The following is a 22,842-nucleotide window of genomic DNA, read 5'->3' as shown; positions in this document are numbered from 1 at the left end:
GCATGACACGCCCCTACATCATGGTCGCACCCAATGGCGCGCGGCGGGGCAGGGCGGATCATCCTGCCCTGCCGGTCACCACCGAGCAGATTGTCGCAACGGCGGCGTCCTGCCGCGCCGCGGGCGCAGATGCGCTGCACCTGCATGTGCGCGACGACGACGGCCTGCATTCGCTCGACGCTGGCCGGTATGCCGAAACCTTGGCGGCAATCTCGGACCGTGTGCCTGACCTGCGCGTGCAGATCACAACCGAGGCGGCGGGGGTTTTCGATGTGCCCGCGCAGCTTCAGTGCCTGTCCCAGGTCAGGCCCGGCTGGGCCTCCATCTCGGTGCGCGAGATCGCGCGCGAGCCGGAGCTCGCGCCGCGTGTCTATGGCATCTGCGATGAACAGGGCACCGAGGTGCAGCACATCCTCTACGATACCGAGGACATTGCGCTGCTCCAGGATTGGCGGGCGCGGGGCATCGTCAGGCAAGATCAGAGGGCGGTGCTCTTTGTGCTGGGCCGCTATGCCGCCGGACAGGTGTCATTCCCTGGGAACCTTCATCCGTTCCGCGATGCGATGCCAGAAGCCCGGAACTGGATGGTCTGCGCATTTGGCCCGCAGGAGCACGCCTGTCTTCTCGAGGCGGCAAAGCAGGGCGGTGCCTTGCGCGTCGGCTTCGAGAACAGCCTCACCGACCACTGCAATCGCCCACATCCCGACAATGCGGCCTCGGTCGCCGCGCTCCGCTCCCTGCTCGAAAGGCAGCTTTCATGAGCCATGTATTTCCCCGCCACTGCCATTCCGACCTGCCCACCGCGGTGGGCGGCGAGGGCTGCTACCTGATCGACGCCGAGGGCAAACGCTATTTCGATGGCTCGGGCGGCGCGGCGGTCTCCTGTCTCGGCCATTCCAACCAGCGCGTGCGGGACGCGATCAAGGCGCAGGTCGAGAAACTCGCTTTCGCGCACACTGGCTTCCTGACGTCCGAACCCGCCGAAGCGCTGGCCGATCTGCTGATCGCCAATGCGCCGGGCGACCTTGATCGGGTCTATTTCGTCTCGGGTGGTTCCGAGGCGGTGGAAAGCGCGATCAAGCTCGCCCGGCAATACCATGTCGAGCGCGGCGAGCCGCAGCGTCGGCATCTGATTGCCCGCCGTCAGAGTTACCACGGCAACACCATCGGCGCGCTTTCGGCGGGCGGCAACGCCTGGCGGCGGCAGCAGTTCGCCCCGCTGCTGGTCGAGATGAGCCATATCGCGCCCTGCTACGACTATGCCGAACGTCCCGAGGGCGAGAGCCTCGAGGCCTATGGGCTGCGTGTTGCCGATGAGCTCGAGGCCGAGATCCTGCGCCTCGGGACCGACAGCGTGATGGCCTTCATCGCCGAGCCGGTGGTTGGCGCAACGCTGGGGGCGGTTCCCTCGGTGCCGGGCTACTTCCGCCGCGTGCGCGAGATCTGCGACACCTATGGTGTGCTCTTGATCCTCGACGAAGTCATGTGCGGCATGGGGCGGACCGGGCATCTCTTTGCCTGCGATGCGGAGGGCATTGCTCCCGATATCCTCTGCATCGCCAAGGGTCTCGGCGCAGGCTACCAGCCGATCGGCGCGATGCTCTGCTCGAAGCAGATCTACGAGACGATCGCCAATGGCACCGGGTTTTTCCAGCATGGGCATACCTACCTCGGCCACCCGGTCGCCGCGGCAGCAGGCCTCGCGGTGGTGCAGGAGATGCTCGAGAACGATCTTCCGGCGCAGGTGCAGGCGCGCGGCGCCTACCTGCAGTCCGCCCTGGAGGCACGGTTCGGGCAGCATGCCCATGTCGGCGATATCCGTGGACGTGGCCTGTTCCGCGGGCTGGAATTCGTGGCCGACCGCAGCACGAAAGAACCTTTCGATCCCAAGCTGGGCATTGCCGGAAAGCTGAAGAAGGCTGCCTTTGCCGAAGGGCTGATCTGCTACCCGATGCCCGGTACCCGCGACGGCCGGCATGGCGACCACGTGCTTCTGGCGCCGCCCTTCATCGCCACCGAGGCCGAGCTTGACGAAATGATTGTTCGCCTCTCCCGCGCGGTCGACACGGTGATGGCCGGCCTCTGACCCGGAACCGCCTCCCTTCCCTCGGGAAGGGGAGGGCCCTGCGACCTCCGATGCGCGCGGCAGCCTGCCGCGGGTGGCCGCAGCCGTTCGCATATCCTGGCTCACCGTCAATTGCCCGTCGCAGCGCGGCATCGTCGGCGCGATTGCCAGCTTCATTGCCGCCGAGTCATTTCAGCCGACGCGAAGCAGGAGATTGAGCGCCGGCGGGTCCTGGGGCAGGTAAATTGTCAGCCTGTGGGCGAGATACGAGATATATGGCGAGTATCGCGATGCGCAGAGATTTCCCGGCGCTGCCGCAGAACACCGTTTCGTCGACGCCCTCGTCACGAAATACACCGATCAAACCCTCGACGCCATCGTGACGGTCGGACCAGAAGCGCTGCCCGTGGCAATCGAATTCCAAACGAGGACCGGCTCGGAGGCGCCGGTGATCTATGGCGGCGTTCAGGCCGCGCCCCAATCGCAGTATTCCGGTGTCGCCGGGTTCTATGGAGTGCTTTCGTCCTTCGACATGCGCGGCACTTTTGACCTGGCGCGGCACCTGCAGCCGGAAGCGAAACGGGCCTTTATCTTCACCGGATCGGCAGTCTTCGATGAGCGGTGGAAGTCTATTGCGGAAGACATGATGTCGGATGTCCGCGACATGGAGGTCCTATTCGTCTCCGGTCTTTCCCTGCAGGAGTTCCGGGACCGGGCGGCGGGGCTCGACGCATCGGATATCCTGATCATTCTTACGATCTTCGAGGATGCCGACGGGCGCCGCTTCGTGCCGGCCGATGTCGTCGCGACGATTGCCGAGGTCTCGGGCGCCCCGAGCTATGGCGTCTACAGTTCCAACATCGGCCGAGGCGTCGTCGGCGGCAGCTTTTCCTCCTTCGAGGCTACGGGCGCCGTGATGGCTCAGCAGGCTTTGAAGGTTCTCAATCATTAGTCCAAGGTGGAGCCAAGCGTGACCGTGCCGGTGACGTCCGTGCTCGATTGGCGACAGCTCAAGCGCTACGGCCTCGATGCCGAAAGGCGCCCGGCGGACAGCCAGTTGCTCTTTTACGCCCCTGGTCCCTGGGAGCGGTACCGGGTACAGATCGCCGCGGCCATTGTCATCATCGCCCTTCAGTCGAGCACGATTGCCGCGTTGGTCGTCATGAATCGCCGCCGTCGACGGGCCGCCGAGGAACTTGGCCGACGGCGGATGGAGATGGCGAGACTGTCGCGCATAGCGCAGCTCGGGGAACTGTCGGGCGCCATTGCCCACGAGTTGAACCAGCGGCTGACGTCGATCCTCGCGAATGCCGAGGCGGGGTCAGCGATGCTTGCGCAGGATCCGCCCGACATCGTCGAAGTCGGCGAGGTGCTGCGCGACATTGCCGAGGACGACAGGCGCGCGGCGGACATCATCACCAACCTGCGGCGGCTCATGTGCAATGGCGGCGGGGGGCCGAGATGGCCGACCTGAACGAGATGGTACGATCGACCATGCGCCTCGTCTCGAGCGAGATGCTGGCGCGCGGGGTGGCCGTGCAGCTGCGGCTCTCCCGCGACCCGCTCACCGTGAACGCGGATGTCCGGCAATTGCAGCAGGTGCTGCTCAATCTCGTGATCAACGCAGCGGATGCGATGGCGGATGAAGACACGCGCAGGCTGACGATCGCCACCGGACTTGGCGATGGCGACCGGCGTGTGCTGTCGGTGTCCGACACCGGCCCCGGGTTGCCGGAGGGGTTGCGCGACAGTCCCTTCAAGCCCTTCGCGACCTCCAAGGCACAGGGCATGGGGCTCGGTCTTTCGATCAGCCAGAGCATCGCGGAGAGGCATGGCGGCACGCTGCGCGTTGCCAGCAGCACCAGCGAGGGGGCACGTGTCGAGCTTGCCCTTCCAGCGCCATGAGTGGGGAATTGTCAGGAGTGTTCCACGTTCACATCGTGGACGACGACGACCGCGTACGTCGCGCCCTGAAACGGCTGGTGTCGCGCGCGGGGTTCGATGCCCGCCTGAATTCAGATGCCGAGACCTTCCTGGGCAACTTCGATCCGGCTCTGCCAGGGTGCGCAATCCTCGACATGTACCTTCCGAAGCTGAACGGCTTTGACCTGCAGCAAAAGATCGCGGCGATCGCGCCGAACTGCCCGGTCGTGTTCCTTACGGGCCGCGGCGACATCGGCATGGGGGTCAAGGCGATGAAGGAGGGGGCTTTCGACTTTCTCACCAAGCCGGTTCACTCGCAAAAGCTCTTGGCGACGCTCGCGGCCGCCGAGGCGCGGGTGGAAGAGTCGCTGGCCATCACGCGCGATGCTGCACGATACGAGGAGCGCCTTCGGAACCTGACGCCCCGCGAGGCCGAGGTGCTTGCGGCCGTGGTGGAAGGCAATTTCAACAAGCAAATCGCACATGACCTCGGCCTTGCCGAGAAGACGGTGAAGGTCCACCGGGCACGGGTCATGAAGAAAATGGGCCTGCGCAGCATAGCCGACCTCGTGCGCGCCAGTATCACGAAGCGGATCGACGGGCCGTGATGTAGGTACAGAGGCCAACTATGCCTGCGAGGCGGGGCTGTCTAGATTTCCCGCATGGAGCCGAAACCCAGAATTGTCCTGATCGTTGAAGATGACGCGGCCGTCAGCCGCGCGCTGTCACGTGCGGTCCGATCCCTCGCGTTTTCCGTCTACGCCTTCGAGAGCGGAGAGGCGCTGCTCGCCAGCGCGTTGCCCAGATCATCCGCCGTCCTTCTGCTCGATCTGCATCTGCCCGGGATCGGCGGTGCCGAGCTCATTTCGGCGCTCGCGGCGGAGGCGCCTGACCTGCGTATCGCCGTGATGACGGGCCGAGATGTCGCGGGCGCGCGGGAGGCGTGCTTGGAAGCAGGGGCGGCCTGCTACATCACCAAGCCGATCCCGCGGAGCGATCTTGCGGCGCTGCTCGACAGCTGACTCCGCCCCTGCGAGCGCGGTGTAGGTACTTAGTCCAACTATACGGACGACGCAACGGCACCCAAGCTTCCCCTGCGGTGAAGGCCAATGCCGCGGAATCGACCTTTGCCCTTGGACCTGCGCTGTACCGAGCGAATTACGCTGACAGGGAGACAGTCATGTCACCAAGACACAAAGCGCATCTATTTCTGATGGCCGTGGCCGCAGTCGCGGTATCGGGCGGCCCACTCGCGGCACAGGACACGGCAACCGCCGCGAAGCCGAACATTCTGGTGATCTGGGGCGATGATGTGGGCCAATCCAATATCTCGGCCTACACGAGGGGCTGATGGGCTACGAGACGCCCAACATCGACCGGATCGCGAAGGAGGGCATGATGTTCACCGACTACTACGGTGAGCAATCCTGCACAGCCGGCCGTTCCTCCTTTATCATGGGCCAGTCGGTGTTCCGCACAGGTTTGTCAAAGATCGGCCTGCCCGGCGCGCAGGAAGGCATGCAGGTCGAAGATCCGACCATCGCGGGCCTGCTCAAGGCCGAGGGCTACGCGACCGGCCAGTTCGGCAAGAACCACCTCGGCGACCGCGACGAGCACCTGCCGACCAACCACGGATTCGATGAGTTCTTTGGCAACCTTTATCACCTCAACGCCGAGGAAGAGTCCGAGAACGAGGACTATCCGGCTGATATGATGACCGCTGACGGCCAAACCTTCCGGGAAGCCTTCGGTCCACGTGGCGTCATACATTCCTACGCTGACGGCGAAATCGAGGACACTGGACCGTTGACGAAGAGGCGCATGGAAACCGTGGATGACGAGACCACCGCTGCGGCGATCGATTTCATCGAACGCGCCAACGAGCAGGGCACGCCTTGGTTCGTCTGGTGGAGTGGCACCCGTATGCACTTCCGCACGCATGTCAGCGAAGAGAACCGCGCAAGAGCCAACGAGATCGTCGGCAAACAGGTCGACGAATACACCGCAGGCATGATCGAGCATGACGCCGATATCGGCGTTTTCCTCGACAAGCTGGACGAGCTCGGGATCGCGGACAACACCATCGTCTTCTATTCCACCGACAACGGCCCGCATATGAACACCTGGCCCGATGCCGGGATGACGCCGTTCTGGGGCGAAAAGAACACCAACTGGGAAGGCGCGTGGCGCGTGCCTGCGATGGTGCGCTGGCCGGGGCATATCCCTGAGGACGAAGTGGTCAACGAGATCGTCCATCGCATGGACTGGCCGCCGACCTTCCTTGCCGCTGCCGGGAACGAGACGATCAAGGACGACCTGCTGGAAGGCATCACTGTCGCCGAAGTGGGCGGTGGTCGTGACTACAAGGTCCATCTCGACGGCTACAACATCCTGCCGCTGCTGACCGGCGAAACCGAAGAGAGCCCGCGCAAGGAGATCTTCTATTTCTCCGATGATGTCGACCTGATGGCGCTGCGCTATGCCGACTGGCAGATCACTTTCCTCGAGCAAAAGGCCTGGGCCACGTTCCGCGCCTGGATCGAGCCGCTGACGCCGCTGCGCACGCCGCTCGTTTTCAACCTGCGCCGCGATCCCTATGAGCGGGGCTACCGGACGTCGAATACCTTCTACGACTGGATGCTCGACCGTGCCTACATGTTCGTGCCAGCGCAGACCTACGTGGCCAACTTCCTCGAGAGCTTCAAGGAATACCCGCCACGTCAGGAAGCGGCATCCTTCAGCCTCGACAAGGTGATGGAGAAACTCGCGCAACCGGTCGGCACGCAGTGAGCGCTGGCGGGCGATAACAAGAAAATGTCGGCCCTGCGGGATGAACGCGGGGCCGTCCTTCAGCATGCTGGTGCATCACACCGGCGCGGACCGGGAGTTCGCCTATGACCCGCGACCGCCACGTCGGGAAACTGGACCGCGGGCTGGACGAAGGCGAAGGGCGCGGTTGGCTGATTGTCGACATGGCACAGGACTGGAGCAGAATGGCCCGGGCGGTGCGCTGAAAACGCCATCTCGATTTCGCTATTGATGCTGTGGCTTGCGACGTCGGCCCCGCGGAAAGTCAAAGTGGGGTCTGCGCATCGCGTGATGGGTTTGTCTGATGCTGCGCATGCGAAAATCCCTCCGATGCCGCCTTCTTGAACGTCGAGATAGGGCTCGCAGCCCAGCTGCGGCACAGCAGCAGGAGCCGTAGCTCGGCCCGCCAGACCGATGGAGCTACGCGGCATCGCCAGGCTTTCTGGTTCCCTCAAACTTTCTGGTTCAGAAAATCAGCGCTCTTGTGTCGCCGCCGCGCGGCCAGCGATGATGCCGTTGATGATGGCCGCGACCTCGCGGTGCATCTCGATGGTTGCTGGCTGGTGGGATGCCCTTGCCGCGTTTTCATGTGTTGCGGCGGCATCCTTCAAGAGTCCGATAATCTCGCCGTCGGGAAGGACCTCGTTTTCGCTCAGGGCAAGCAGGAGCGCCTCGCAAATGGAGACCGCGGCAACACCGAGGTATTCGACATCGTTGCGCATCTTGATCTTCTCTCCTTCGTGAAGCGGGAAGAAACGGCTCTCCGTTTGTCGTCTGCACTTTGGCCGGAACCCTGCTATGGTGCGCTAACCTGAAGCAGTCATTTAGATTTTTTGGGAGCCGCGAAATTCCGAATTCCATGAGGGCCCAATGACTTCCGCAACAGACAGCCCTCTCGCCCGCAAACTCTCGGCCTTCGCTGTTTTCAACGACAGCGAGATGGCGGTGCTCGAGCGCCTTCACGAGCGCCGCAGATCCTTCTCAGCCGGGCGAGACCTTGTCTATCAGGGGCAATCGCGGCAAGCGGCCTACGTTCTCGCCTCCGGATGGGCCTGCTCGTACAAGATCCAAGCAGACGGCACGCGGCAGATCGTCGATGTCCAGATCCCCGGAGATTTTCTTGGACTGCGCAGCGTCCTTCTGCGCACCTCCGACCACAGCTTCGAGCCGATCACCGACATCGAGGCGATCGAGGTGCTGTCCGAGGATCTTCTGAACGTCCTGACTCAGATGCCGCGTCTTGCAACCGCGATCTTCTGGGCCGCCTCTCGGGACGAGGCCATGGTGGTCGAGCATCTCGTCGGCATCGGTCGACGCGATGCTGCGGCGCGCATGGCGCATTTTCTTCTGGAACTCGCATCCCGTTTGTCGCTGGTCGGGCTGGGCGGCCGAGGCGGCTATGACTGCCCTTTGACACAGTACCACCTGGCGGACGCGCTGGGTCTGAGCGCCATCCATGTGAACCGCGTGCTGCGGCAGTTGCGGGAAAGGGGGCTGGTCACGTTCCGGGACGGCCACGTGTCGTTCCAGGATTACAACGGGCTCGTGACGCTCGCGGATTTTGATCCGACCTATCTGGACCAAGAGGGACCGTTGCTGCCGGGGGCATGATCCGGCGCGCGGTCGCGTTGGCGTGCGGGCGGCCGCTAACATGTGTAAGCGCGTGCGCGATCCCACTGCCGTATGACCAGCGTGGCATCCTCTCCAAGAATGGCGGGACGTGCATGGTCACTTCCTTGGAGGACAATAAAATGAAAACCGTCTCTTGGCTCAAACCGGGCGTTTATGGCGCCGCCATCGGGGCTGTCGCCCTTGCCGTCCTTGGGTTCTCTTGGGGCGGCTGGCAAACCGCAGGAGGCGCCGCGACACGCGCGCAGACCGCAAGCCATGACAGCGTCATTGCGGCAATGGTCCCGGTTTGTCTTGACTTGGCGCAGAGTGACCCCGAGCGCAGCGCGAAGATGGAAACGATCCGCGCGGCCAGCACCTACAAACAAAAAGACGCCGTAATGTCGGCGGGTTGGGCGACAATGTCGGCGGGTTGGGCGACGGTCCCCGGCGCCGAGAAGCCGGATGCGGACATCGCCAAGGCTTGTCTGAGCGCGCTTGCCCTCTGATCCGCATCCCGCCCCCGCAGTCCCGAGGCGCGCTTTCTCAACGTTCCTGCGCTGGCCAGTTTCGCCGCTAACCATCAGCGCCCATGCGGCGCCAAGGAGATCCAAATGCGAGTTAAAATAGGCTGCCGCCTGCAATATACCTTCGTGCAGCCGACACCATTGATCGCGATGCTGAACGTCCACTACTCACGCTTCGGCGATCTTGAGCAGGCGGACTATCTTGTCACCTCCCCCAGCGTCTCGCTCGAAAGCTATCGCGACGGCTTCGGCAACTGGTGTACCCGGATGCTTGCCCCGGCCGGGGAGTTCACCTTGTCCAGCAGCGGCATCTTTCGCGATACCGGGCAGCCCGATCCGACGTTTCCGGGGGCACGCCAGCACAATGTCGAAGACCTGCCGTTCGAGACGCTCGTGTTCCTGCTGGGAAGCCGCTACTGCGATACCGACATCCTATCCGAGCAGGCGTGGCAGCTTTTCGAAGGCACCCCCCCGGGCTGGGCGCGAGTCCAAGCCATCTGTGACCACGTCCACCAGACGATCAGATTCGATTACATGAAGGCCGATGCGACGCGCACGGCGTCACAGGCCCTGTCCGCCCGGCATGGCGTGTGCCGCGACTTTGCGCATCTCGCGATCACCTTCTGCCGGTGCATGAACATCCCCGCCCGATACTGCACGGGCTACCTGAGCGACATTGGTGAGCCGGAGCCGCACCCCCCGGGCGATTTCGCGGCCTGGATGGAAGTGTTCCTCGACGGGCGCTGGTGGGTCTTCGATCCGCGAAACAACACGCGTCGGACCGCGCGAATTCTTATTGCCCGGGGTCGAGACGCGGCGGACGTTCCGCTGACACAGACGTTTGGGCCGAACACGCTCACCGGCTTCCAGGTCTGGACCGAGGAGGCAGAGCTGGCCGGCAATCCAGAAACTGTGGAGTGACGCCTTTTCCAGCTTCATGGAGGTGCCTGACGCTCTCTTTGGCCTGACACGCAAGGATCCACTGGTGGCTGCGCCAGATCAGCGGAGACGCTTCGCTATTCCGCCCACAGCCTTACGACCAAGAGTTTTGCCGGGAGACCAGACATGACCACTCCGATCCCCACCATCGTCGTCTTTCACAAACCCTTTGAGCTCGAGAGCTTTGATGAAACACTGCCAGCTGGCGAGTACCTCATCGAGAGCGAATTGCTGAGCATAGGTACCGTGAGAGCCGACGAAAGCCTTGCCGCGTCGGTTCTCGTCCATCTGCACCCCCAGATCGCTCACCCGGGCCTCGCACGCACCCTGACCGTCCCGCTTGGCGAGCTGGAGCAGGCCATGGCGACCGACAGGATGGGGGAAACGGAGCTGAGAGACACTTTCCTCGAGAAGATGCTGGCGGATCCGCTCATTCGGATGGTTATGCTGGCGGACGGCGTCAGCGAGCGAGAGCTGCGCCACTATTATGCCACAAGATCACCCACAAGCGGCAGTCCCTTGCATCGTGCCCAAGGTGCCCACCCTCCTGCCAGAGGCGCGGGCAGCAAGCCCGACGTGTTCCCCTTTTCGGGGTCTTCTCGGCCGGGCATCGGTGAATGATGCATCTCGATACGCGCCGGTTCTGGGGGCGGGCGGTGGAGCTGGCACTTCGGGGAGCCGGACCATGACAAACCTTCCCATCGATCTCGACCGCCACAGGACGCCCAGTGGTCGGCTCGAAAGCCGCATTCGCCGTATGGCGGCGAATTCCGGACTTCTGGCCCATCTCGATCACAGCGGCGTCGAAATCGACGTGATGTTGCTGGCAGATTCACTGCGCCGGTGGATCGAGGCGATGGAGCAAGTGCGTATCCTGCTGCGGCAACACCAGAATGAGCCTGAGATCAGAGAGGCCATGATCCAGACGATCATCGAAGAGGCGCTCAAGGATCTCGACCTGCTCAAGGAAGGCGAAGGACCGACACTATGACCGAAGACGAAGAGAGGCGGCCGGCTCTGACCAAGGCCCGCGGTGACGTGGAGGCGGAGCGCAAGTGTTTGCGCTGCGGCGCGCGTTTCTTGAGCACGGGTTTCGGCGAGAGAATCTGTGGTCACTGCAAACGGTCGGCCACCTGGCGATCGTCCCTGCCGGCCGACTCGGGCCGTGCCCGGCATCGCGCCTCCGGCGTGGGGCCATAGGAGCTCTCATGACAACGCTGAGCATCTCGCACATCACAACGTATCGCTACGGAAAGGCCGTGGCCATTGGCCCCCATCGCCTGATGCTCCGCCCCCGAGAGACGAGAGACCTGCGCCTGGTCGCATTCGATCTGCAGATCTCACCCTCCGCTCGGATCGACTGGGCTCAGGACGTCGCTGGCAACGCGGTCGCATCGGCCACCTTCGACACCTCCTCCGAGCTTTTGTGCATCCAATCGCGGATGACGGTGGAGTTGAGCGCTCCGACTTGGCCGGTCTTTGCGATTGCCGCCTCTGCGGCGTCCTATCCCTTTCGTTACGAGGGCGATCATTGGACCGATCTCGGGCCGCTTGCCCAGCCCCAGTATGCGGACGACGCCGGCAGGCTGGCACGCTGGGTGGATAGCTTTGTGATGGAAGGGCCGACCGACACCCTGTCGCTGCTCAAGGACGTGGCGAACGGGGTGAACGCCTGGGTTTCCTATCAAAGCCGCTCGTCGGAAGGGACCCAGGGGCCGCTCGAGACCCTGGACAGAGGCTGGGGCTCGTGCCGGGATCTCGCGGTCCTCTTTGCCGAGGCTGTGCGCACGCTTGGCTTTGGCGCGCGGCTCGTCTCCGGTTATCTGCACGACCCCGCAGGGGAAAACCTTGGCTCATTCGGCGCGGGATCGACCCATGCCTGGGTCGAGGTCTTCGTTCCCGGGGCGGGTTGGATCGCTTTCGACCCGACCAATCGCTCCGTCGGGTCGGCGAACCTCATCCCGGTGGCGGTCGCGCGCAACATCGCCCAGGTGACGCCGGTGAGTGGCGGGTACTACGGGACGGGGTGCGATCTTCTCTCTCTGGAGGTGGGGGTGAGCGTAAGCGTGGATGGTCCCTGAACCGCAGATCGGAAGCTGCCCAAGAGATGGGCCCCGTGCCGGGTGCATCGGCCTCGCCCGGGCAGACTTTAATTTTCACCAACTTCCGATTGTCCTTGTAAACCTGCGCGGCAGTCTCCACATGTATTGAGCTTACGCTTTTCTCTTCGAAATGCTGCTTCCGCTAACCCGGTTTCGGTTGATCGTCTTGGATCGACATTTGCCGGGCTGCCGCATGTCGTGGGCAGCATATTCAGGAGACTACGGACATGGCCAATGGCACCGTAAAATGGTTCAACAGCACCAAAGGCTTCGGCTTTATCGCGCCGGAAAGCGGCGACAAGGATATCTTCCTGCACATCACGGCGCTTGAACGTGCCGGGATTCCGCGCATCGACGACGGTCAGGCAGTGACCTTCGATGTCGAGACCGGTCGCGACGGCCGCGAGTCCGCCAGCAATCTGGCCCTGGCTTGAAGCGCTCGCTGGACGATCTGCTGAAGGGCATTCCGGCGCAGACCGGGAACGGCGGGAAGCCGCCGCAGCCCAAAGGGACGTCTGGTGAGAAGCGGACCGGGCCGGAAACCCAGCTCGACAAGATCACGGCGGGCGCCAAGCGCGTCTTGCAAGAAGAAGCCGACGAGCGCGCCGAGAAACTGGAGCGTCTCAAAGCTGCACGCGAAGCGCGCGACAAGACGTGATCGCCAAGACGTGGCCGGCGCCGAACGGGTGGATTGCCCGTGGGATGCCGTGCCACGATTGCAGACGACGGTTTGACCGGCCCGCAAGCTTCGGGCCAGGCAGATCGGATTTCCGGGTGAGCGCGTCGAGTGGACTGGTCCATCCTGTGGGCCTCGACCATTCCGCATCAGTCTTACCTGGAGGAGTTGCTGCAGGGCTTGCCCTGCGGCAGCTTCCATTCACTTTGAGGATTTAGAGGAGAGAGACATGGGCTATTCGCCTTCGAAAAAGCAGCTGGACCTCAAGGACTTCCTGAGCCAGCCGGCAAAGAAACGGCCCGGAGCAAAGACGTTCGGCTATCAGAGAACGCGGACGGCGCCGACACCGGTTCCGAAGCCCGAAGCGCAGCCGACCGAGGAAAAGTCGGAGTAAAATCCGATCCGGCGGCTTGCCCTTTCGGGCGCCGCGAGATGGGCCAATGTTGGTCAACATGGCTCATTCAGGTCATCGCTGGGCGGACCCCCGCCGCAACGATCAACCTTGAGCGAATTCGGGCCTGAGAGTTTCCGGCGGACCCAAGGGTCTGGCTGGTGGCGCAGAACCATTTGCGCCTCGAACTCCGGCCGGGCGCCTCTCACCCTAGACGCCCGCTAAAATGAAGACGCCGTGGTCAGGATCAATCCGGCCACCCGGAGCGCATGAGCGGTCCCGCGTCCGGACATCTTACAACGCCGCAGGCACCCCTGATTGGTCTCCTCGCAAGAGAGGCCGCAATCGGCGGCACCGTGGCTTCACGAATACGAAAGAGAACACACATGATGGAAATTTTCTGGGGAGACCCCCTCATCCTGATCGACCCGAAAGACGGGGACGTCACGCGCTTCTGCACGATCGAGAAGGTGCATTACTGGCTGCGTCGCAAATGGCCGGTGGCCGATGCTGCACAGCAAACCGCCTTGGCGAAGGTCGAGGCGGCCATGGACTGCATGAACTCCGTCGACGATGCCCGCAACGCGTTCCTGAAGGCCGCCCGTTTGGCAGGTTTCAAGCAAGCCGCCATGGTTTGACGGGCGGCGTGCCAAGTGGCAGGCGCTGAAACAGGCGTCTGCTCTTTGCAAGCCCTGCCGAAATCGCTGTTCCGGCCCGAGCCTGGGTCAAGAGTCCATCGGAACCTGTGCTGCCGACTTTCAAGGCGACCGCCAGGTGTCCCGGGGCGGGCTCGGGTAGGCTTTGACCAGAAAAAGGACGTGGGGCGAAAAAGCTAACCGACCCGACGCGAATCTGCCTACTCTAAAGCAATTGATTGAATTCTAAGGGGATGGCAGTGGAAGCGATCGCGGTTCACCCATTGGCTCCTGACCACATTCCCGGGTACGTGGTCGGCGCTGATGGCACTGATACTTTGTTCACGGTGATGACGGTTTTCGGCATCGCGCTCGTCATCGGCCTTGGGGTCATATACCTGACGCTGCATGCGATCCCCGAGCGCATGGCGCACAAGTCGAGCCACCCGCAATTGCAGATCGTCGGCATCCTCGCATTGCTGGCGCTGTTCACCCACAACAACCTGTTCTGGGTCGCAGCGGTGCTGGTGGCGGGCTTTCAGTTCCCCGACATGCTGTCGCCGCTGCAGTCGATCGCCCGCTCTCTCGCACGGCTCGCCGGCCGGCCCGTGGAGGAGGACATTCCGCAGCCCGATGGTTCTGCCCCGGCTGCGGAGCCTGCGTTCCGCCATCGCGACGGGGAGGCCTGATTTTGCTCGAAGCCATCCTTTGTTCGCTTGTCTCGCTGGTGCCGGACTATCTCTATCGCCGCTACGGGCAGGGGAAGCGGTTTGGACACGAGCTGACGCTTTTCTCGGTGTGGTACGAGCTGCGCTGGGGGCTGACGCTCTGGATCTTCCTGACCGTCTCGCTGATCACTGTGCTCTTCTACTACCACCCGGCCAGCATGTCAGTGTCCTCCTATTTCCGCACAGTGACCATCCTGCCGCAGGTGAGCGGGCGGGTCTCGGACATTTACGTGGTGAACAACCAAAAGGTCTCGGCGGGAGATCCGCTGGTGCGGCTCGACGGGCTGTCGCAGCAGGCGCAGGTCGATGCGGCGCTGGCGCTGCTGGCCGAAACCGAGGCTTCCGCAAAGCTGGCTGAAACCGATCTGGCGCAGGCCGACGCGGGAATCGCCCAGGCCCGCGCGGCGCTTGTACAGGCGCAGGAAGAGCTGCAGCGCAATGAGCAGTTGCGCGACCAGGGATCGAGCGCCGTTCGCCTGGTGGATATCGAGCGTTTCGAGAACCTGGTCGACCAGCGCGAGGCGCAACTGCGCGCCGCCGAGCTGCAGAAGGAAAGCGCCCAGCAACGGATCGATGAGGTGCTGCCCGCCAAGCTCGAAAGCGCCCGCGCGCAGCTGGCGCTGGCCGAGGCCGAGCTGGGCAAGACATTGATTTCGGCCGGGGTCGACGGGCGGATCGAACAGCTTGCGCTTCAGGTCGGCGACTTCATCAGCCCGCTCGCCCGGCCTGCCGGCATCTTCGTGCCGAGCGGCGCAGGGGCGGAGCGGTTTCAGGCTGCCTTCAACCAGATCGCCGCGCAGGTTATTCACGCTGGCATGGTCGGCGAGATGGGCTGCCTCAGCAAACCCCTCGACATCATCCCGATGGTGGTGACCGAGGTCCAGGACGTGATCCCCTCGGGGCAGCTGCGGCCGAGCGACCGGCTGGTCGATCCGCAGGACGATGTGCGCCCCGGCAGCGTGCTGGTCTACCTCGAGCCGCTCTACACCGATCAGCCGACCAATGTGCCTCCAGGCAGCAGCTGTACCGTCATGCTCTATACCAACAACCACCACCGGCTCGAGCATGAGGAGTTGGGCACCGGCACGCGGATCTTCCTGCACGTGGTCGACACGATCGGCGTGGTGCATGCGGCGGGACTGCGGTTGCGCATGCTGTTCCTGCCGGTGCAGACGCTGGTGTTCTCGGGCGGACACTGACACATGCGGAGCCGGGTTCCGGCCCGAGCTCCATCATAGCGTCCCGCGCCATGGCACATGCCTCAGGGTCACGGGCTGCGGGTGTCAGCTGATTGCAGCGGGCCAGCCGGGACGCCTAAACAGACATCCGAAGACCATCTACAAGACCGCTTACCGGCAAGGCGACACTCAGGCGTTGAGCCCTCGCGGTTCGCTGGTTGCCAAGATAGCGGCAGCGGGGTTTGTGCTGGCGGGCGATCAAGGCCCGCCAGAAGTCTCTACAAAGGTTGATGCAAACGTGCGGTGTCAGCAGATGTCTTGCGCGATCTATGCGGCGCTACCTTCGCGATGCGCATGCCGAGCCGCGCCAGAAGCGCCGCATCCTGGCTGGCGGATGGGTTGCCTGTGGTCAGCAACTGCTCCCCCACGAAGATCGAGTTTGCACCCGCCACGAAGCACAGCGCCTGTAACTCGTCGCTCATCCTTGTGCGTCCGGCCGAGAGCCGTACGACCGAGGCGGGCATGAGTATCCGTGCAAGCGCCACCGCCCGGACAAGCGAAAAGGGGTCCACCGGTTCGGCGTATTCCTGCACCGGGACGCCGTCGACATCATTCCACAGGTTCACCGGAACGCTCTGGGGATGCTCGGGCAAGGTGGCGAGCGTTACCAGCATCGCGATCCGATCCTCTTCGGATTCGCCCATCCCGAGGATGCCACCGCAGCAGACCCGGATCCCGCCGTTTCGGACATGGGCCAGGGTCTCCAGCCGGTCGTCCATCGTCCGGGTCGTGGCGATTTGCGCGTAGTAGTCGGGGGAGGTGTCGATGTTGTGGTTGTAGAAATCGAGCCCGGCATCCTTCAGCCGCGTCACCTGTTCCGGGCTCAGCATCCCCAGCGTCATGCAGGTCTCGAGGCCGAGCTCCGCAACGCCCTGAACCATTTCGCAAAGATGGTCCATATCGCGGTCCTTGGGGCCGCGCCATGCCGCGCCCATGCAGAAGCGCTGCGCCCCGGCACCCTTTGCCCGTCGCGCGGCTGCAAGAACCGCCTCTGTGCCCATCAGCTTGCTTGCCTTCACGCCGGTGTCATAATGCGCCGACTGCGAGCAGTAGCCGCAATCCTCGGGGCAGCCGCCGGTCTTGATCGACAAGAGGCTGGCGGTCTCGATCTCGGTGGGGTCGAAATGAGCACGGTGCGTGGCCTGCGCCTGCGCCAGCAACTCAGGAAAGGGCAGGGCGTGGATCGCATGTGCCTCCGCTATCGTCCAATCCGTGCGGATCATGCAAGGCGCCCTTTCAGACTGCTCGCGCCTGAAACCAGCGTCGCGGCCAGCGCGACCTTCAAGAGATCGCCAAGCACGAACGGCGTGAGTCCCGCGGCGAGCAGCTTCGGGATCGGAACGAAGAGCGCCAGCCAAGCGAGGCCGACAGCATAGACGAGGGCAAGGCCCGCAACCATCGCCGTGGCCATGCCGAGCCAGCCGCGGCCCCGTGCGAGCGTGCCGATAAGCGATGTCGCCAGCAGGTATCCCGCGAGGTAGCCGCCGGTTGGGCCCATCATGTAGGCGAGACCGATGCCGCGCTCGGGTGTGCCCGAAAACACCGGCAGCCCGAGCGCACCCGCGCCGAGATAGGCCGTCATGGCAGCAAGCCCGAGCCGCGGCCCTAGCCCTGCCGCGACGAGGCAGATCGCCAGCGTGTGAAGGGTCATCGGAACTGGCCAAAATGGGATCTGGACCTTGGCCCCAATCGTGATCAGCGCGGCGCCGGCAAGGGCAAAGGCAAGGCTCCGCCAGAGCGGCAGGCCACGCGCGTGCGTGGGCGTCAGGGGTGTCATCGAAAGGCTCTCCTCGGGTGGTTGGATGATGATCATCAACCTCGGGCAGAGAGCGGTTTCGAAACAACGCAGATTATAGATAATTATCCAGAAATGTCGTATGTATCAGTAATAATGGCATTTTTTCTCGCTGCCTTGCGCTTTCCGATCCAGCCGACGTGCCGTGCTAGGACGGTGCAGGCCAAGTCGACCTGCCCCTTCCGCAACGCCTCGAGGATGGCCCGATGGTCATGGTCGGTGCGCGACTCCCAGTCCCGTCGCCAAGCGGCGAAGAGGAAGCGTGCGCTGGCGGTATGCAGGTCATCGATACTGCGAAGAAGACGCGGCATCTGACAGGGCGAAAGGATGAGCCTGTGGAACTGCCGGTTCGCGGCCTCCCAGTCTCGGACGCTGCAGGCGCGGTCGCCCTGCCGCGTGACCGCATCAGCCTCGGCTAGGATCGCGCGGGTCATTTTGGGCGCGGCGTTGCGCAGCGCCAACACTTCGAGGCTGGCCCGCATCTCCGCCACCTCTCTCAGCTCGGCGACGTCGAAATCGGTCACGCGGTATCCGCGGCGCAGCTCGCCCTCAGCGAGCCCTTGTGCCTCCAGCGTACGGAAGGCCTCTCGCACCGGCACATGGCTGGCCTGAAATTCGATAGCGATATGATCCTGGCGAAGGCGGGCACCGGGCGGGATTTCACCCGAGATGATCCGATCCGCGAGCACCCGCGCGATACGGGCGGACTGGGTTTCTTTGCGTGTCATGCCAGACCCATAGCGCGGCGGCATCAGCTGTGTCATGCGCCGGATGCCGCCCGCGGATCGATTAGCCGCCCCAAGGCCGGTGACCAGAATGCGCGATCGAAGGTTTGAGAGCATGGAAGATGTGCGGGCGACAGAATATTCCCCTCAACCTTCCTCTTCACGCTATTGGCGCTTATGCGACTCTAGAGTGGGGTAGGGTCTTTGGCATCAATCGACGGCTTCAGATCCGGCCCTCATCGTTGCCCCGTGCGGTATCAGCCGGGCGCCGCACGTCCCTTGTTTGGCCGGATGGCCTGGGCGGAGACCCTAGCTAGGCGGTGTTGCGTTTCGTATCTGAGCGATGTCCGCCCAATCGTCACCGGCGGCGGCGCAGCTTCTCAAGACCGGCCATTCGCCGCGGTTGCGGTGCGGAGCCAAGGCCAACGCTCATTTCGCAGACGAGGACGAAGCTGCGATTTGATCCACACCATGATATGTGTTGATATCCACCCAGAATTGACCCGGGATTTCCATCTGGAACTGACCCACCTTGGATTATGCTGAGCGGGTCATATTTGGCTCAAGACATGGCTTCCCGGTCTCTTTTTCCGCGTTGCCCTCGGAATGGAAGCCGCCGTTTCGTGTTTCGGGCATATGGCGGCGACGTCACGCTGTCTTGGAACCCGTCGCTCGAGCCGCCGGTTGGTGTTCAGGGCACTGCCTTTCTGCCAGGGCGAGGAGGGGGCGCAGAACCACGTTTGGGTTCCGAGCTGGGCCTGCAGGTGCGGCCATGAAACGAATTCCGTGCCGCGGGCGAAGATGATGGACACCCGACCCGCCATGGGCGGAACCCGCACCGCCCTCACGATCTTGGTCATGACCGGATTGAAGTGATGCTGTGGACACCCGAACCTTTCAGAATATCCCGTCGGTCCGGCAGTTGATGTGGATCTCGGGCACCGAGGCGGTGTTCGATAGGCCGATCGCTTCCATCACCAGATGCGCGACCTCCTCCGGCTGGGTCATCTGCTGGGCGGCTCTGCTGCCCGCGGCGGCGGTTTCGCCCATGTCGGTTGCCACCAGGCCAGGGCAGACCGCGGTGGCGCGGATGCCATGGTCCCAGCCCTCGTAGCGCAGCGCGTGGGCCAGTCCGACGGCGGCGAACTTGCTGACCGAATAGAGCCCGGACCCGGCCGAGGCCACCCGCTTGCCGGAAAGCGATCCGAGGATGATGACGCGGCCGCGGCCCGCGGCCTTCAGGGCGTCCCAGCTCGCCATGGCCAGCCGCCGCGGCGCGCGCAGGTTCACTTCCAGCAGCGTGTCGACCTCGGCCTCCGGGGCCTCGACGATGCTGCTCGAGGTGAACAGCCCGGCGCTTGCGACGATGGCGTCGATCCGGCCGTGCTGCGCCATGACCGCCCCGGCCCAGGCCGCCTCGGCATCGCGAACGGTCGCGTCGTAGGCGAAGGTGTCGAGCAGGGCGGGATCAAGCCCCTCCGGCACGCGGGCGGGGTCGCGCAGCCCGAGGCTCACGTGCCAGCCAAGGGCCTGCGCTGCGCGGGCGATCTCGGCGCCGATCCCCCGGCTGCCGCCGGTGAGCATCATTACGGGGCTGTCGGTCATGGTGGGTCCTTTCGGTCAGTGGGTCAGTAGGCCAGCGAGGGCAGCCAGAGCGTCAGCGCCGGAAACAGGATCAGGATCAGCAGCGTCGCGAGGTCCATCAGCAGGAACCACCAGATGCCCCGGAAGATCTCGGGCAGGGTCACTGCGTTGTTTAGCGCACCGTTGATCATGTAGACATTGAGCCCAATCGGCGGCGTGACAAGACCGATCTCCAGCAGCTTGACGATGATGATGCCGAACCAGATCGCGTCGATCCCCGTGGTCTGCACCAGCGGGACGAGGATCGGCAGGGTCAGCAGGAGCAGGCCGATGGAATCGATCAGCATGCCGAGAACCAGGTAGATCAACGTTACCGCAAAGAGGATCCACCAGGTCTCGCTGCTGACCGAGAGGATCGCGTTGGAAAAGGCCGTGGGCAAGCCCGACAGGGCGAGGAAGCGGGTGAAGAACAGCGAGCCGATCAGGATGATGAAGATCGACCCCGTGGAGACCACCGCCTGCGTGACCGCCTCGATCACCGCGGCGCGGGTGAGCTTGCCGCGCACCGCCCCGATCACCGCCGCGAAGAAGGCGCCGAGCGCGCCTGCCTCGGTGGGCGAGAAGACGCCCGAGAAGATGCCGCCCAGCACCAGCAGGATCAGTGTCGGCAGTGGCCAGACGTCGCGCAGCGCCTCGCGGCGTTCCTCATCGGTCGGCGGCGGCGGGGTTTCTCCGGCCAGCGACGGGTTCAGCTTCACCCGGGTGACGATCATCGCCATGTAGATCAGCGCCGAGAGAATGCCGGGAATGAAGCCCGCCATGAAAAGCTGCCCGACCGAGACCTGCGCGTAGACGCCGTAGAGGATCAGCAGCACCGAGGGCGGGATCAGCGAGCCCAGCGTGCCCGAGGCGGCGATGGTGCCGGTGGCAAGTCCCTTGTCGTAGCCCTGTTTCAGCATTTCCGGCACCGCCATGCGCGACATGGCCGAGGCGGTAGCGACCGACGAGCCCGAAGCCGCCGCAAAGAAGGCGCAGGCCCCGACCGAGGTGATCGCCAGCCCCCCCGGCAGCCGCGCGAGATAGAGCCGCAGCGACAGGAAGAGGCCGCGGGTCATGTCGGTCGAGGAGCACAGGAAGCCCATCAGCAGGAACATCGGCGCCGCCGACAGTTCCCATTGCCCGACGTAGTCGAAGGGCGTGGCCGAGATCATCCCCCAGGCGACGCTCATGTTGAACATCTGCGAGATGCCGACAATGGAGACGAGGCCAAGCGAGAGGCCGATCGGCACGCGCAGCGCGATCAGAACTAGCGCGACGACGGTGCCGAGAATGCCGATATCGAGATTGCTCATGGGTTCAGATCCTCTCGGCGGTTACAGCGCGCGCCGCAGCGCTACGGATTTCAGCAGGTTCGACAGCACCGCCAGCCAGATACCGGCGAAACCCAGGGGCAGCGCCCAGCGGGCGGGCCAGATGTAGAAGGTGAAGTTGCTCATCGCCTCTTCGGCGCGGCGGGTGGCGCCGATCGCGTCCTGAGCGGACTGCCAGAAGAGCATCCCAAAGAAGATCAGCCCCAGCGCGCAGGCCAGCACGTGGAGCCCGAGCTGCACGGCCTGCGGTAGCATCTTGGCGAAGAGATCCACCCGGATGTGCTCGCCGCGCAGCTCGACGTAGCCCAGCGACAGGAAGACGATCACCACCATGTAGTAATAGGAGACGATCTCGAGCGTGCCGATGAGCCGGCCGTCGAAGAAGAACCGAACCGCCACGTCCGTGGTGATATGGGCCATCATCAGAAGCATGAAGGCGCAGGCGAGCGCCATGACGGCGCGGTTTGTCCAGCGGATCAGGGCGTGCATCGGGGCATCTCCTTGGGGCGTGCGGAAACAGGGGCCCGGGTGAGGGGCCCCTGACGGTTCGGATGCGGGGACGTTACTCGACGCCGTAGGTCGCCGGGTCGATGTCGCCGTAGATCTCGGACATGGCGAGCTCGGTCAGCGCGTCCTCGTCGGAGGTGTCGACCTCGGCCAGGAGCGCGGTCCATTTGTCCATCGTGGCGCGGAAGTCGTCGATCACCGGCTTGGCATCACTCAGCCCGTAGGTTTCCGTTGCCTTGTCGTAGACGCCGTCGAGCGTCTTGGCGCGGAACTCCTCGACCGAGGCGAGCAGGTCGGCCTCGGGCTCGTAGATGTTGCCGCCCTTGTCCCTGGCGGTCTCGAGGGCGGCTTCGGCCTGTGCGGTGTAGTTGATGATCATCCGCGCCATCGACCGGGCCGAGGCTTGCATGAAGACGCCGCGTTGCTCGGCGGTCAGGCCGGACCAGAAGCCGGGGTTGAAGCCCCAGTTCGGCCCCGACCAGTACATGCCGGTGGGCAGGAGGGTCGTGTGCTCGGCCACTTCCATGAGCGAACGGTCCACCAGGTCGTTGGCCGCGTTGGTGGCGCAGTCGAGTGTGCCGCGCTCGATCCCCGTGTACATCTCGGAAGAAGGCACGTTCACCGGAATGCCGCCCGCGGCCTCGACCCAAGCCGAGACGGCGGAGCCGGCGGTGCGGATGCGCTTGCCCTTCAGCTCGGCCAGGGTGCGCACCGGCTCGGCGCACATCAGGATGTAGGGCGGGGTGGCATAGGCGCCGAGGTAGACGATCCCCTGATCCTGCCATTCCGCCAGCTGCGCGGCATTGTGCATCGAGAAATCGGCCACGGCGAAGATCGCGGCCAGCGGATCGGAATAGTTGAAGCCAAGCTCCTGGACCGCGTTGGCGACAGGCAGGTCCGAGGGCGTGTAGATGGCGGCGTGGTGGCCGACCTGCACGACGTTGTCGCGGATGCCCTGCATGGTGGCGCGCGGGGCCAGCAGCACCGTGCCAGTGAAGACCTGTGGGGCGAGATCGCCGCCGGAGAGGTCCTTCACGATCTCGGCCCATTCGGTGTAGCCGTATTTGGCCAGCGGATGCTGCGCGTCGTAGAAGGTGTTGGCGATGAAATCCGTCGCCAGGGCAGGGCTTGCGAGCACGCCGGCGAGCAGCGTGGTGGTCAGGAACTTCTTCATGTCTCTCTCCGAGTTGGTCGGCGGGCGGCTCGGACCGCCCGCGCTGG

At 64.1% G+C, this 22,842-nt stretch carries 27 protein-coding genes and 2 pseudogenes; 20 read left to right on the top strand and 9 right to left on the bottom strand.

The features are described from left to right. Positions 1–2: 2 nt before the first annotated feature. From CEW88_RS24250 to CEW88_RS24215, 8 genes and pseudogenes are all read left to right on the top strand, one after another. Positions 3–761, top strand: coding sequence for a 3-keto-5-aminohexanoate cleavage protein (locus CEW88_RS24250; RefSeq protein ID WP_108970958.1), 759 nt, complete (start codon positions 3–5; stop codon positions 759–761). Then, a complete protein-coding gene (locus CEW88_RS24245) occupies positions 758–2,086 on the top strand; it encodes an aspartate aminotransferase family protein (protein WP_108970957.1) in 1,329 nt (442 codons plus the stop codon). The genes CEW88_RS24250 and CEW88_RS24245 overlap by 4 nt, the downstream gene beginning before the upstream one ends. A 385-nt stretch (positions 2,087–2,471) precedes the next feature. After that, complete coding sequence (locus CEW88_RS24240; protein ID WP_108970956.1) at positions 2,472–3,017, top strand: hypothetical protein; 546 nt, start codon at positions 2,472–2,474, stop codon at positions 3,015–3,017. 18 nt (positions 3,018–3,035) lie between these two features. Further along, the gene (locus CEW88_RS24235; protein WP_108970955.1) at positions 3,036–3,539 is read left to right on the top strand and encodes a histidine kinase dimerization/phospho-acceptor domain-containing protein; all 504 of its coding nucleotides are present in this window, start codon (positions 3,036–3,038) and stop codon (positions 3,537–3,539) included. Then, on the top strand, positions 3,527–3,970 hold the full coding sequence (locus CEW88_RS24230) for a sensor histidine kinase (RefSeq protein WP_108970954.1): 444 nt from the start codon (positions 3,527–3,529) through the stop codon (positions 3,968–3,970). The genes CEW88_RS24235 and CEW88_RS24230 overlap by 13 nt, the downstream gene beginning before the upstream one ends. A gap of 17 nt (positions 3,971–3,987) precedes the next feature. Further along, a complete protein-coding gene (locus CEW88_RS24225) occupies positions 3,988–4,596 on the top strand; it encodes a response regulator transcription factor (protein WP_254694609.1) in 609 nt (202 codons plus the stop codon). A gap of 54 nt (positions 4,597–4,650) precedes the next feature. After that, on the top strand, positions 4,651–5,010 hold the full coding sequence (locus CEW88_RS24220) for a response regulator transcription factor (RefSeq protein ID WP_108970952.1): 360 nt from the start codon (positions 4,651–4,653) through the stop codon (positions 5,008–5,010). 191 nt (positions 5,011–5,201) lie between these two features. Then, positions 5,202–6,778, top strand: a pseudogene (locus CEW88_RS24215) (arylsulfatase). A 491-nt stretch (positions 6,779–7,269) separates the two neighbouring features. Here the strand turns inward: CEW88_RS24215 and CEW88_RS24205 are convergent. Then, positions 7,270–7,518: a hypothetical protein gene (locus CEW88_RS24205; RefSeq protein WP_108970951.1), complete on the bottom strand. Its 249-nt coding sequence runs from the start codon at positions 7,516–7,518 to the stop codon at positions 7,270–7,272. A gap of 148 nt (positions 7,519–7,666) precedes the next feature. On the opposite strand from CEW88_RS24205, the gene CEW88_RS24200 reads away from it, so the two are divergent. The 12 genes from CEW88_RS24200 to CEW88_RS24150 all read left to right on the top strand — a co-directional run bounded on the left by CEW88_RS24200 (position 7,667) and on the right by CEW88_RS24150 (position 15,601). Further along, positions 7,667–8,407, top strand: coding sequence for a Crp/Fnr family transcriptional regulator (locus CEW88_RS24200; protein WP_108970950.1), 741 nt, complete (start codon positions 7,667–7,669; stop codon positions 8,405–8,407). A gap of 140 nt (positions 8,408–8,547) precedes the next feature. Then, positions 8,548–8,913 (top strand): hypothetical protein, encoded by a 366-nt coding sequence (locus CEW88_RS24195; protein ID WP_108970987.1) that lies wholly within the window; start codon positions 8,548–8,550, stop codon positions 8,911–8,913. A 105-nt stretch (positions 8,914–9,018) separates the two neighbouring features. Continuing rightward, positions 9,019–9,852: a transglutaminase-like domain-containing protein gene (locus CEW88_RS24190; protein ID WP_108970949.1), complete on the top strand. Its 834-nt coding sequence runs from the start codon at positions 9,019–9,021 to the stop codon at positions 9,850–9,852. Between the two features lie 144 nt (positions 9,853–9,996). Beyond that, positions 9,997–10,491, top strand: coding sequence for a hypothetical protein (locus CEW88_RS24185; protein WP_193989116.1), 495 nt, complete (start codon positions 9,997–9,999; stop codon positions 10,489–10,491). Between the two features lie 64 nt (positions 10,492–10,555). After that, complete coding sequence (locus CEW88_RS24180; protein WP_159099743.1) at positions 10,556–10,861, top strand: hypothetical protein; 306 nt, start codon at positions 10,556–10,558, stop codon at positions 10,859–10,861. Positions 10,862–11,078: 217 nt separating this feature from the next. Further along, complete coding sequence (locus CEW88_RS24175) at positions 11,079–11,951, top strand: transglutaminase family protein (RefSeq protein ID WP_108970947.1); 873 nt, start codon at positions 11,079–11,081, stop codon at positions 11,949–11,951. 248 nt (positions 11,952–12,199) lie between these two features. Further along, positions 12,200–12,406 (top strand): cold-shock protein, encoded by a 207-nt coding sequence (locus CEW88_RS24170; RefSeq protein ID WP_108970946.1) that lies wholly within the window; start codon positions 12,200–12,202, stop codon positions 12,404–12,406. After that, positions 12,403–12,630, top strand: coding sequence for a hypothetical protein (locus tag CEW88_RS24165; protein WP_108970945.1), 228 nt, complete (start codon positions 12,403–12,405; stop codon positions 12,628–12,630). Before CEW88_RS24170 ends, CEW88_RS24165 begins: the two co-directional genes overlap by 4 nt. A gap of 247 nt (positions 12,631–12,877) precedes the next feature. Beyond that, the gene (locus tag CEW88_RS24695) at positions 12,878–13,042 is read left to right on the top strand and encodes a hypothetical protein (protein WP_159099742.1); all 165 of its coding nucleotides are present in this window, start codon (positions 12,878–12,880) and stop codon (positions 13,040–13,042) included. Between the two features lie 383 nt (positions 13,043–13,425). Beyond that, complete coding sequence (locus tag CEW88_RS24160; protein ID WP_108970944.1) at positions 13,426–13,677, top strand: DUF982 domain-containing protein; 252 nt, start codon at positions 13,426–13,428, stop codon at positions 13,675–13,677. A gap of 251 nt (positions 13,678–13,928) precedes the next feature. Continuing rightward, positions 13,929–14,363, top strand: a complete 435-nt coding sequence (locus CEW88_RS24155; protein WP_108970943.1) for a hypothetical protein — start codon at positions 13,929–13,931, stop codon at positions 14,361–14,363. Positions 14,364–14,365: 2 nt separating this feature from the next. Further along, the gene (locus tag CEW88_RS24150; protein ID WP_108970942.1) at positions 14,366–15,601 is read left to right on the top strand and encodes an HlyD family secretion protein; all 1,236 of its coding nucleotides are present in this window, start codon (positions 14,366–14,368) and stop codon (positions 15,599–15,601) included. Between the two features lie 257 nt (positions 15,602–15,858). On the opposite strand, the gene bioB is transcribed toward CEW88_RS24150, so the two are convergent. The 8 genes and pseudogenes from bioB to CEW88_RS24115 all read right to left on the bottom strand — a co-directional run bounded on the left by bioB (position 15,859) and on the right by CEW88_RS24115 (position 22,795). Further along, the gene (bioB, locus tag CEW88_RS24145) at positions 15,859–16,863 is read right to left on the bottom strand and encodes a biotin synthase BioB (protein ID WP_108970941.1); all 1,005 of its coding nucleotides are present in this window, start codon (positions 16,861–16,863) and stop codon (positions 15,859–15,861) included. After that, positions 16,860–17,417, bottom strand: coding sequence for a biotin transporter BioY (locus CEW88_RS24140; RefSeq protein ID WP_108970940.1), 558 nt, complete (start codon positions 17,415–17,417; stop codon positions 16,860–16,862). The genes bioB and CEW88_RS24140 overlap by 4 nt, the downstream gene beginning before the upstream one ends. An 83-nt stretch (positions 17,418–17,500) precedes the next feature. Continuing rightward, the gene (locus tag CEW88_RS24135; protein WP_438839495.1) at positions 17,501–18,199 is read right to left on the bottom strand and encodes a GntR family transcriptional regulator; all 699 of its coding nucleotides are present in this window, start codon (positions 18,197–18,199) and stop codon (positions 17,501–17,503) included. 596 nt (positions 18,200–18,795) lie between these two features. Then, positions 18,796–19,044: pseudogene (locus CEW88_RS25335) on the bottom strand (IS30 family transposase); the annotation flags it as partial. 13 nt (positions 19,045–19,057) lie between these two features. Beyond that, positions 19,058–19,765 carry an SDR family NAD(P)-dependent oxidoreductase gene (locus CEW88_RS24130; protein WP_108970939.1) on the bottom strand — a complete coding sequence of 236 codons (708 nt, stop codon included), beginning with the start codon at positions 19,763–19,765 and terminating at the stop codon, positions 19,058–19,060. Between the two features lie 23 nt (positions 19,766–19,788). Beyond that, entirely contained in the window at positions 19,789–21,096 is a 1,308-nt protein-coding gene (locus tag CEW88_RS24125; protein WP_108970938.1) for a TRAP transporter large permease, read from the bottom strand. 21 nt (positions 21,097–21,117) lie between these two features. Continuing rightward, positions 21,118–21,603: a TRAP transporter small permease subunit gene (locus CEW88_RS24120; RefSeq protein ID WP_108970937.1), complete on the bottom strand. Its 486-nt coding sequence runs from the start codon at positions 21,601–21,603 to the stop codon at positions 21,118–21,120. 73 nt (positions 21,604–21,676) lie between these two features. Beyond that, the gene (locus tag CEW88_RS24115) at positions 21,677–22,795 is read right to left on the bottom strand and encodes a C4-dicarboxylate TRAP transporter substrate-binding protein (RefSeq protein ID WP_108970936.1); all 1,119 of its coding nucleotides are present in this window, start codon (positions 22,793–22,795) and stop codon (positions 21,677–21,679) included. Between the last annotated feature and the right edge of the window lie 47 nt (positions 22,796–22,842).

Origin of the sequence: Alloyangia pacifica, assembly GCF_003111685.1 — a bacterium.
Taxonomy (GTDB): Bacteria; Pseudomonadota; Alphaproteobacteria; order Rhodobacterales; family Rhodobacteraceae; genus Salipiger; species Salipiger pacificus_A.
This window is presented reverse-complemented; position numbering and strand designations above follow the sequence as displayed.

What these genes read in the sequence shown, in the direction of transcription:
- CEW88_RS24175 (WP_108970947.1), top strand. Translation starts at nt 11,079, where the DNA reads ATGACAACGCTGAGCATCTCGCACATCACAACGTATCGCTACGGAAAG.
- CEW88_RS24115 (WP_108970936.1), bottom strand. Translation starts at nt 22,795, where the DNA reads ATGAAGAAGTTCCTGACCACCACGCTGCTCGCCGGCGTGCTCGCAAGC.
- bioB (WP_108970941.1), bottom strand. Translation starts at nt 16,863, where the DNA reads ATGATCCGCACGGATTGGACGATAGCGGAGGCACATGCGATCCACGCC.
- CEW88_RS24170 (WP_108970946.1), top strand. Translation starts at nt 12,200, where the DNA reads ATGGCCAATGGCACCGTAAAATGGTTCAACAGCACCAAAGGCTTCGGC.
- CEW88_RS24125 (WP_108970938.1), bottom strand. Translation starts at nt 21,096, where the DNA reads ATGAGCAATCTCGATATCGGCATTCTCGGCACCGTCGTCGCGCTAGTT.
- CEW88_RS24130 (WP_108970939.1), bottom strand. Translation starts at nt 19,765, where the DNA reads ATGACCGACAGCCCCGTAATGATGCTCACCGGCGGCAGCCGGGGGATC.
- CEW88_RS24245 (WP_108970957.1), top strand. Translation starts at nt 758, where the DNA reads ATGAGCCATGTATTTCCCCGCCACTGCCATTCCGACCTGCCCACCGCG.
- CEW88_RS24185 (WP_193989116.1), top strand. Translation starts at nt 9,997, where the DNA reads ATGACCACTCCGATCCCCACCATCGTCGTCTTTCACAAACCCTTTGAG.
- CEW88_RS24695 (WP_159099742.1), top strand. Translation starts at nt 12,878, where the DNA reads ATGGGCTATTCGCCTTCGAAAAAGCAGCTGGACCTCAAGGACTTCCTG.
- CEW88_RS24200 (WP_108970950.1), top strand. Translation starts at nt 7,667, where the DNA reads ATGACTTCCGCAACAGACAGCCCTCTCGCCCGCAAACTCTCGGCCTTC.
- CEW88_RS24135 (WP_438839495.1), bottom strand. Translation starts at nt 18,199, where the DNA reads ATGACACAGCTGATGCCGCCGCGCTATGGGTCTGGCATGACACGCAAA.
- CEW88_RS24140 (WP_108970940.1), bottom strand. Translation starts at nt 17,417, where the DNA reads ATGACACCCCTGACGCCCACGCACGCGCGTGGCCTGCCGCTCTGGCGG.
- CEW88_RS24230 (WP_108970954.1), top strand. Translation starts at nt 3,527, where the DNA reads ATGGCCGACCTGAACGAGATGGTACGATCGACCATGCGCCTCGTCTCG.
- CEW88_RS24120 (WP_108970937.1), bottom strand. Translation starts at nt 21,603, where the DNA reads ATGCACGCCCTGATCCGCTGGACAAACCGCGCCGTCATGGCGCTCGCC.
- CEW88_RS24205 (WP_108970951.1), bottom strand. Translation starts at nt 7,518, where the DNA reads ATGCGCAACGATGTCGAATACCTCGGTGTTGCCGCGGTCTCCATTTGC.
- CEW88_RS24250 (WP_108970958.1), top strand. Translation starts at nt 3, where the DNA reads ATGACACGCCCCTACATCATGGTCGCACCCAATGGCGCGCGGCGGGGC.
- CEW88_RS24180 (WP_159099743.1), top strand. Translation starts at nt 10,556, where the DNA reads ATGACAAACCTTCCCATCGATCTCGACCGCCACAGGACGCCCAGTGGT.
- CEW88_RS24220 (WP_108970952.1), top strand. Translation starts at nt 4,651, where the DNA reads ATGGAGCCGAAACCCAGAATTGTCCTGATCGTTGAAGATGACGCGGCC.
- CEW88_RS24155 (WP_108970943.1), top strand. Translation starts at nt 13,929, where the DNA reads ATGGCAGTGGAAGCGATCGCGGTTCACCCATTGGCTCCTGACCACATT.
- CEW88_RS24195 (WP_108970987.1), top strand. Translation starts at nt 8,548, where the DNA reads ATGAAAACCGTCTCTTGGCTCAAACCGGGCGTTTATGGCGCCGCCATC.
- CEW88_RS24160 (WP_108970944.1), top strand. Translation starts at nt 13,426, where the DNA reads ATGATGGAAATTTTCTGGGGAGACCCCCTCATCCTGATCGACCCGAAA.
- CEW88_RS24190 (WP_108970949.1), top strand. Translation starts at nt 9,019, where the DNA reads ATGCGAGTTAAAATAGGCTGCCGCCTGCAATATACCTTCGTGCAGCCG.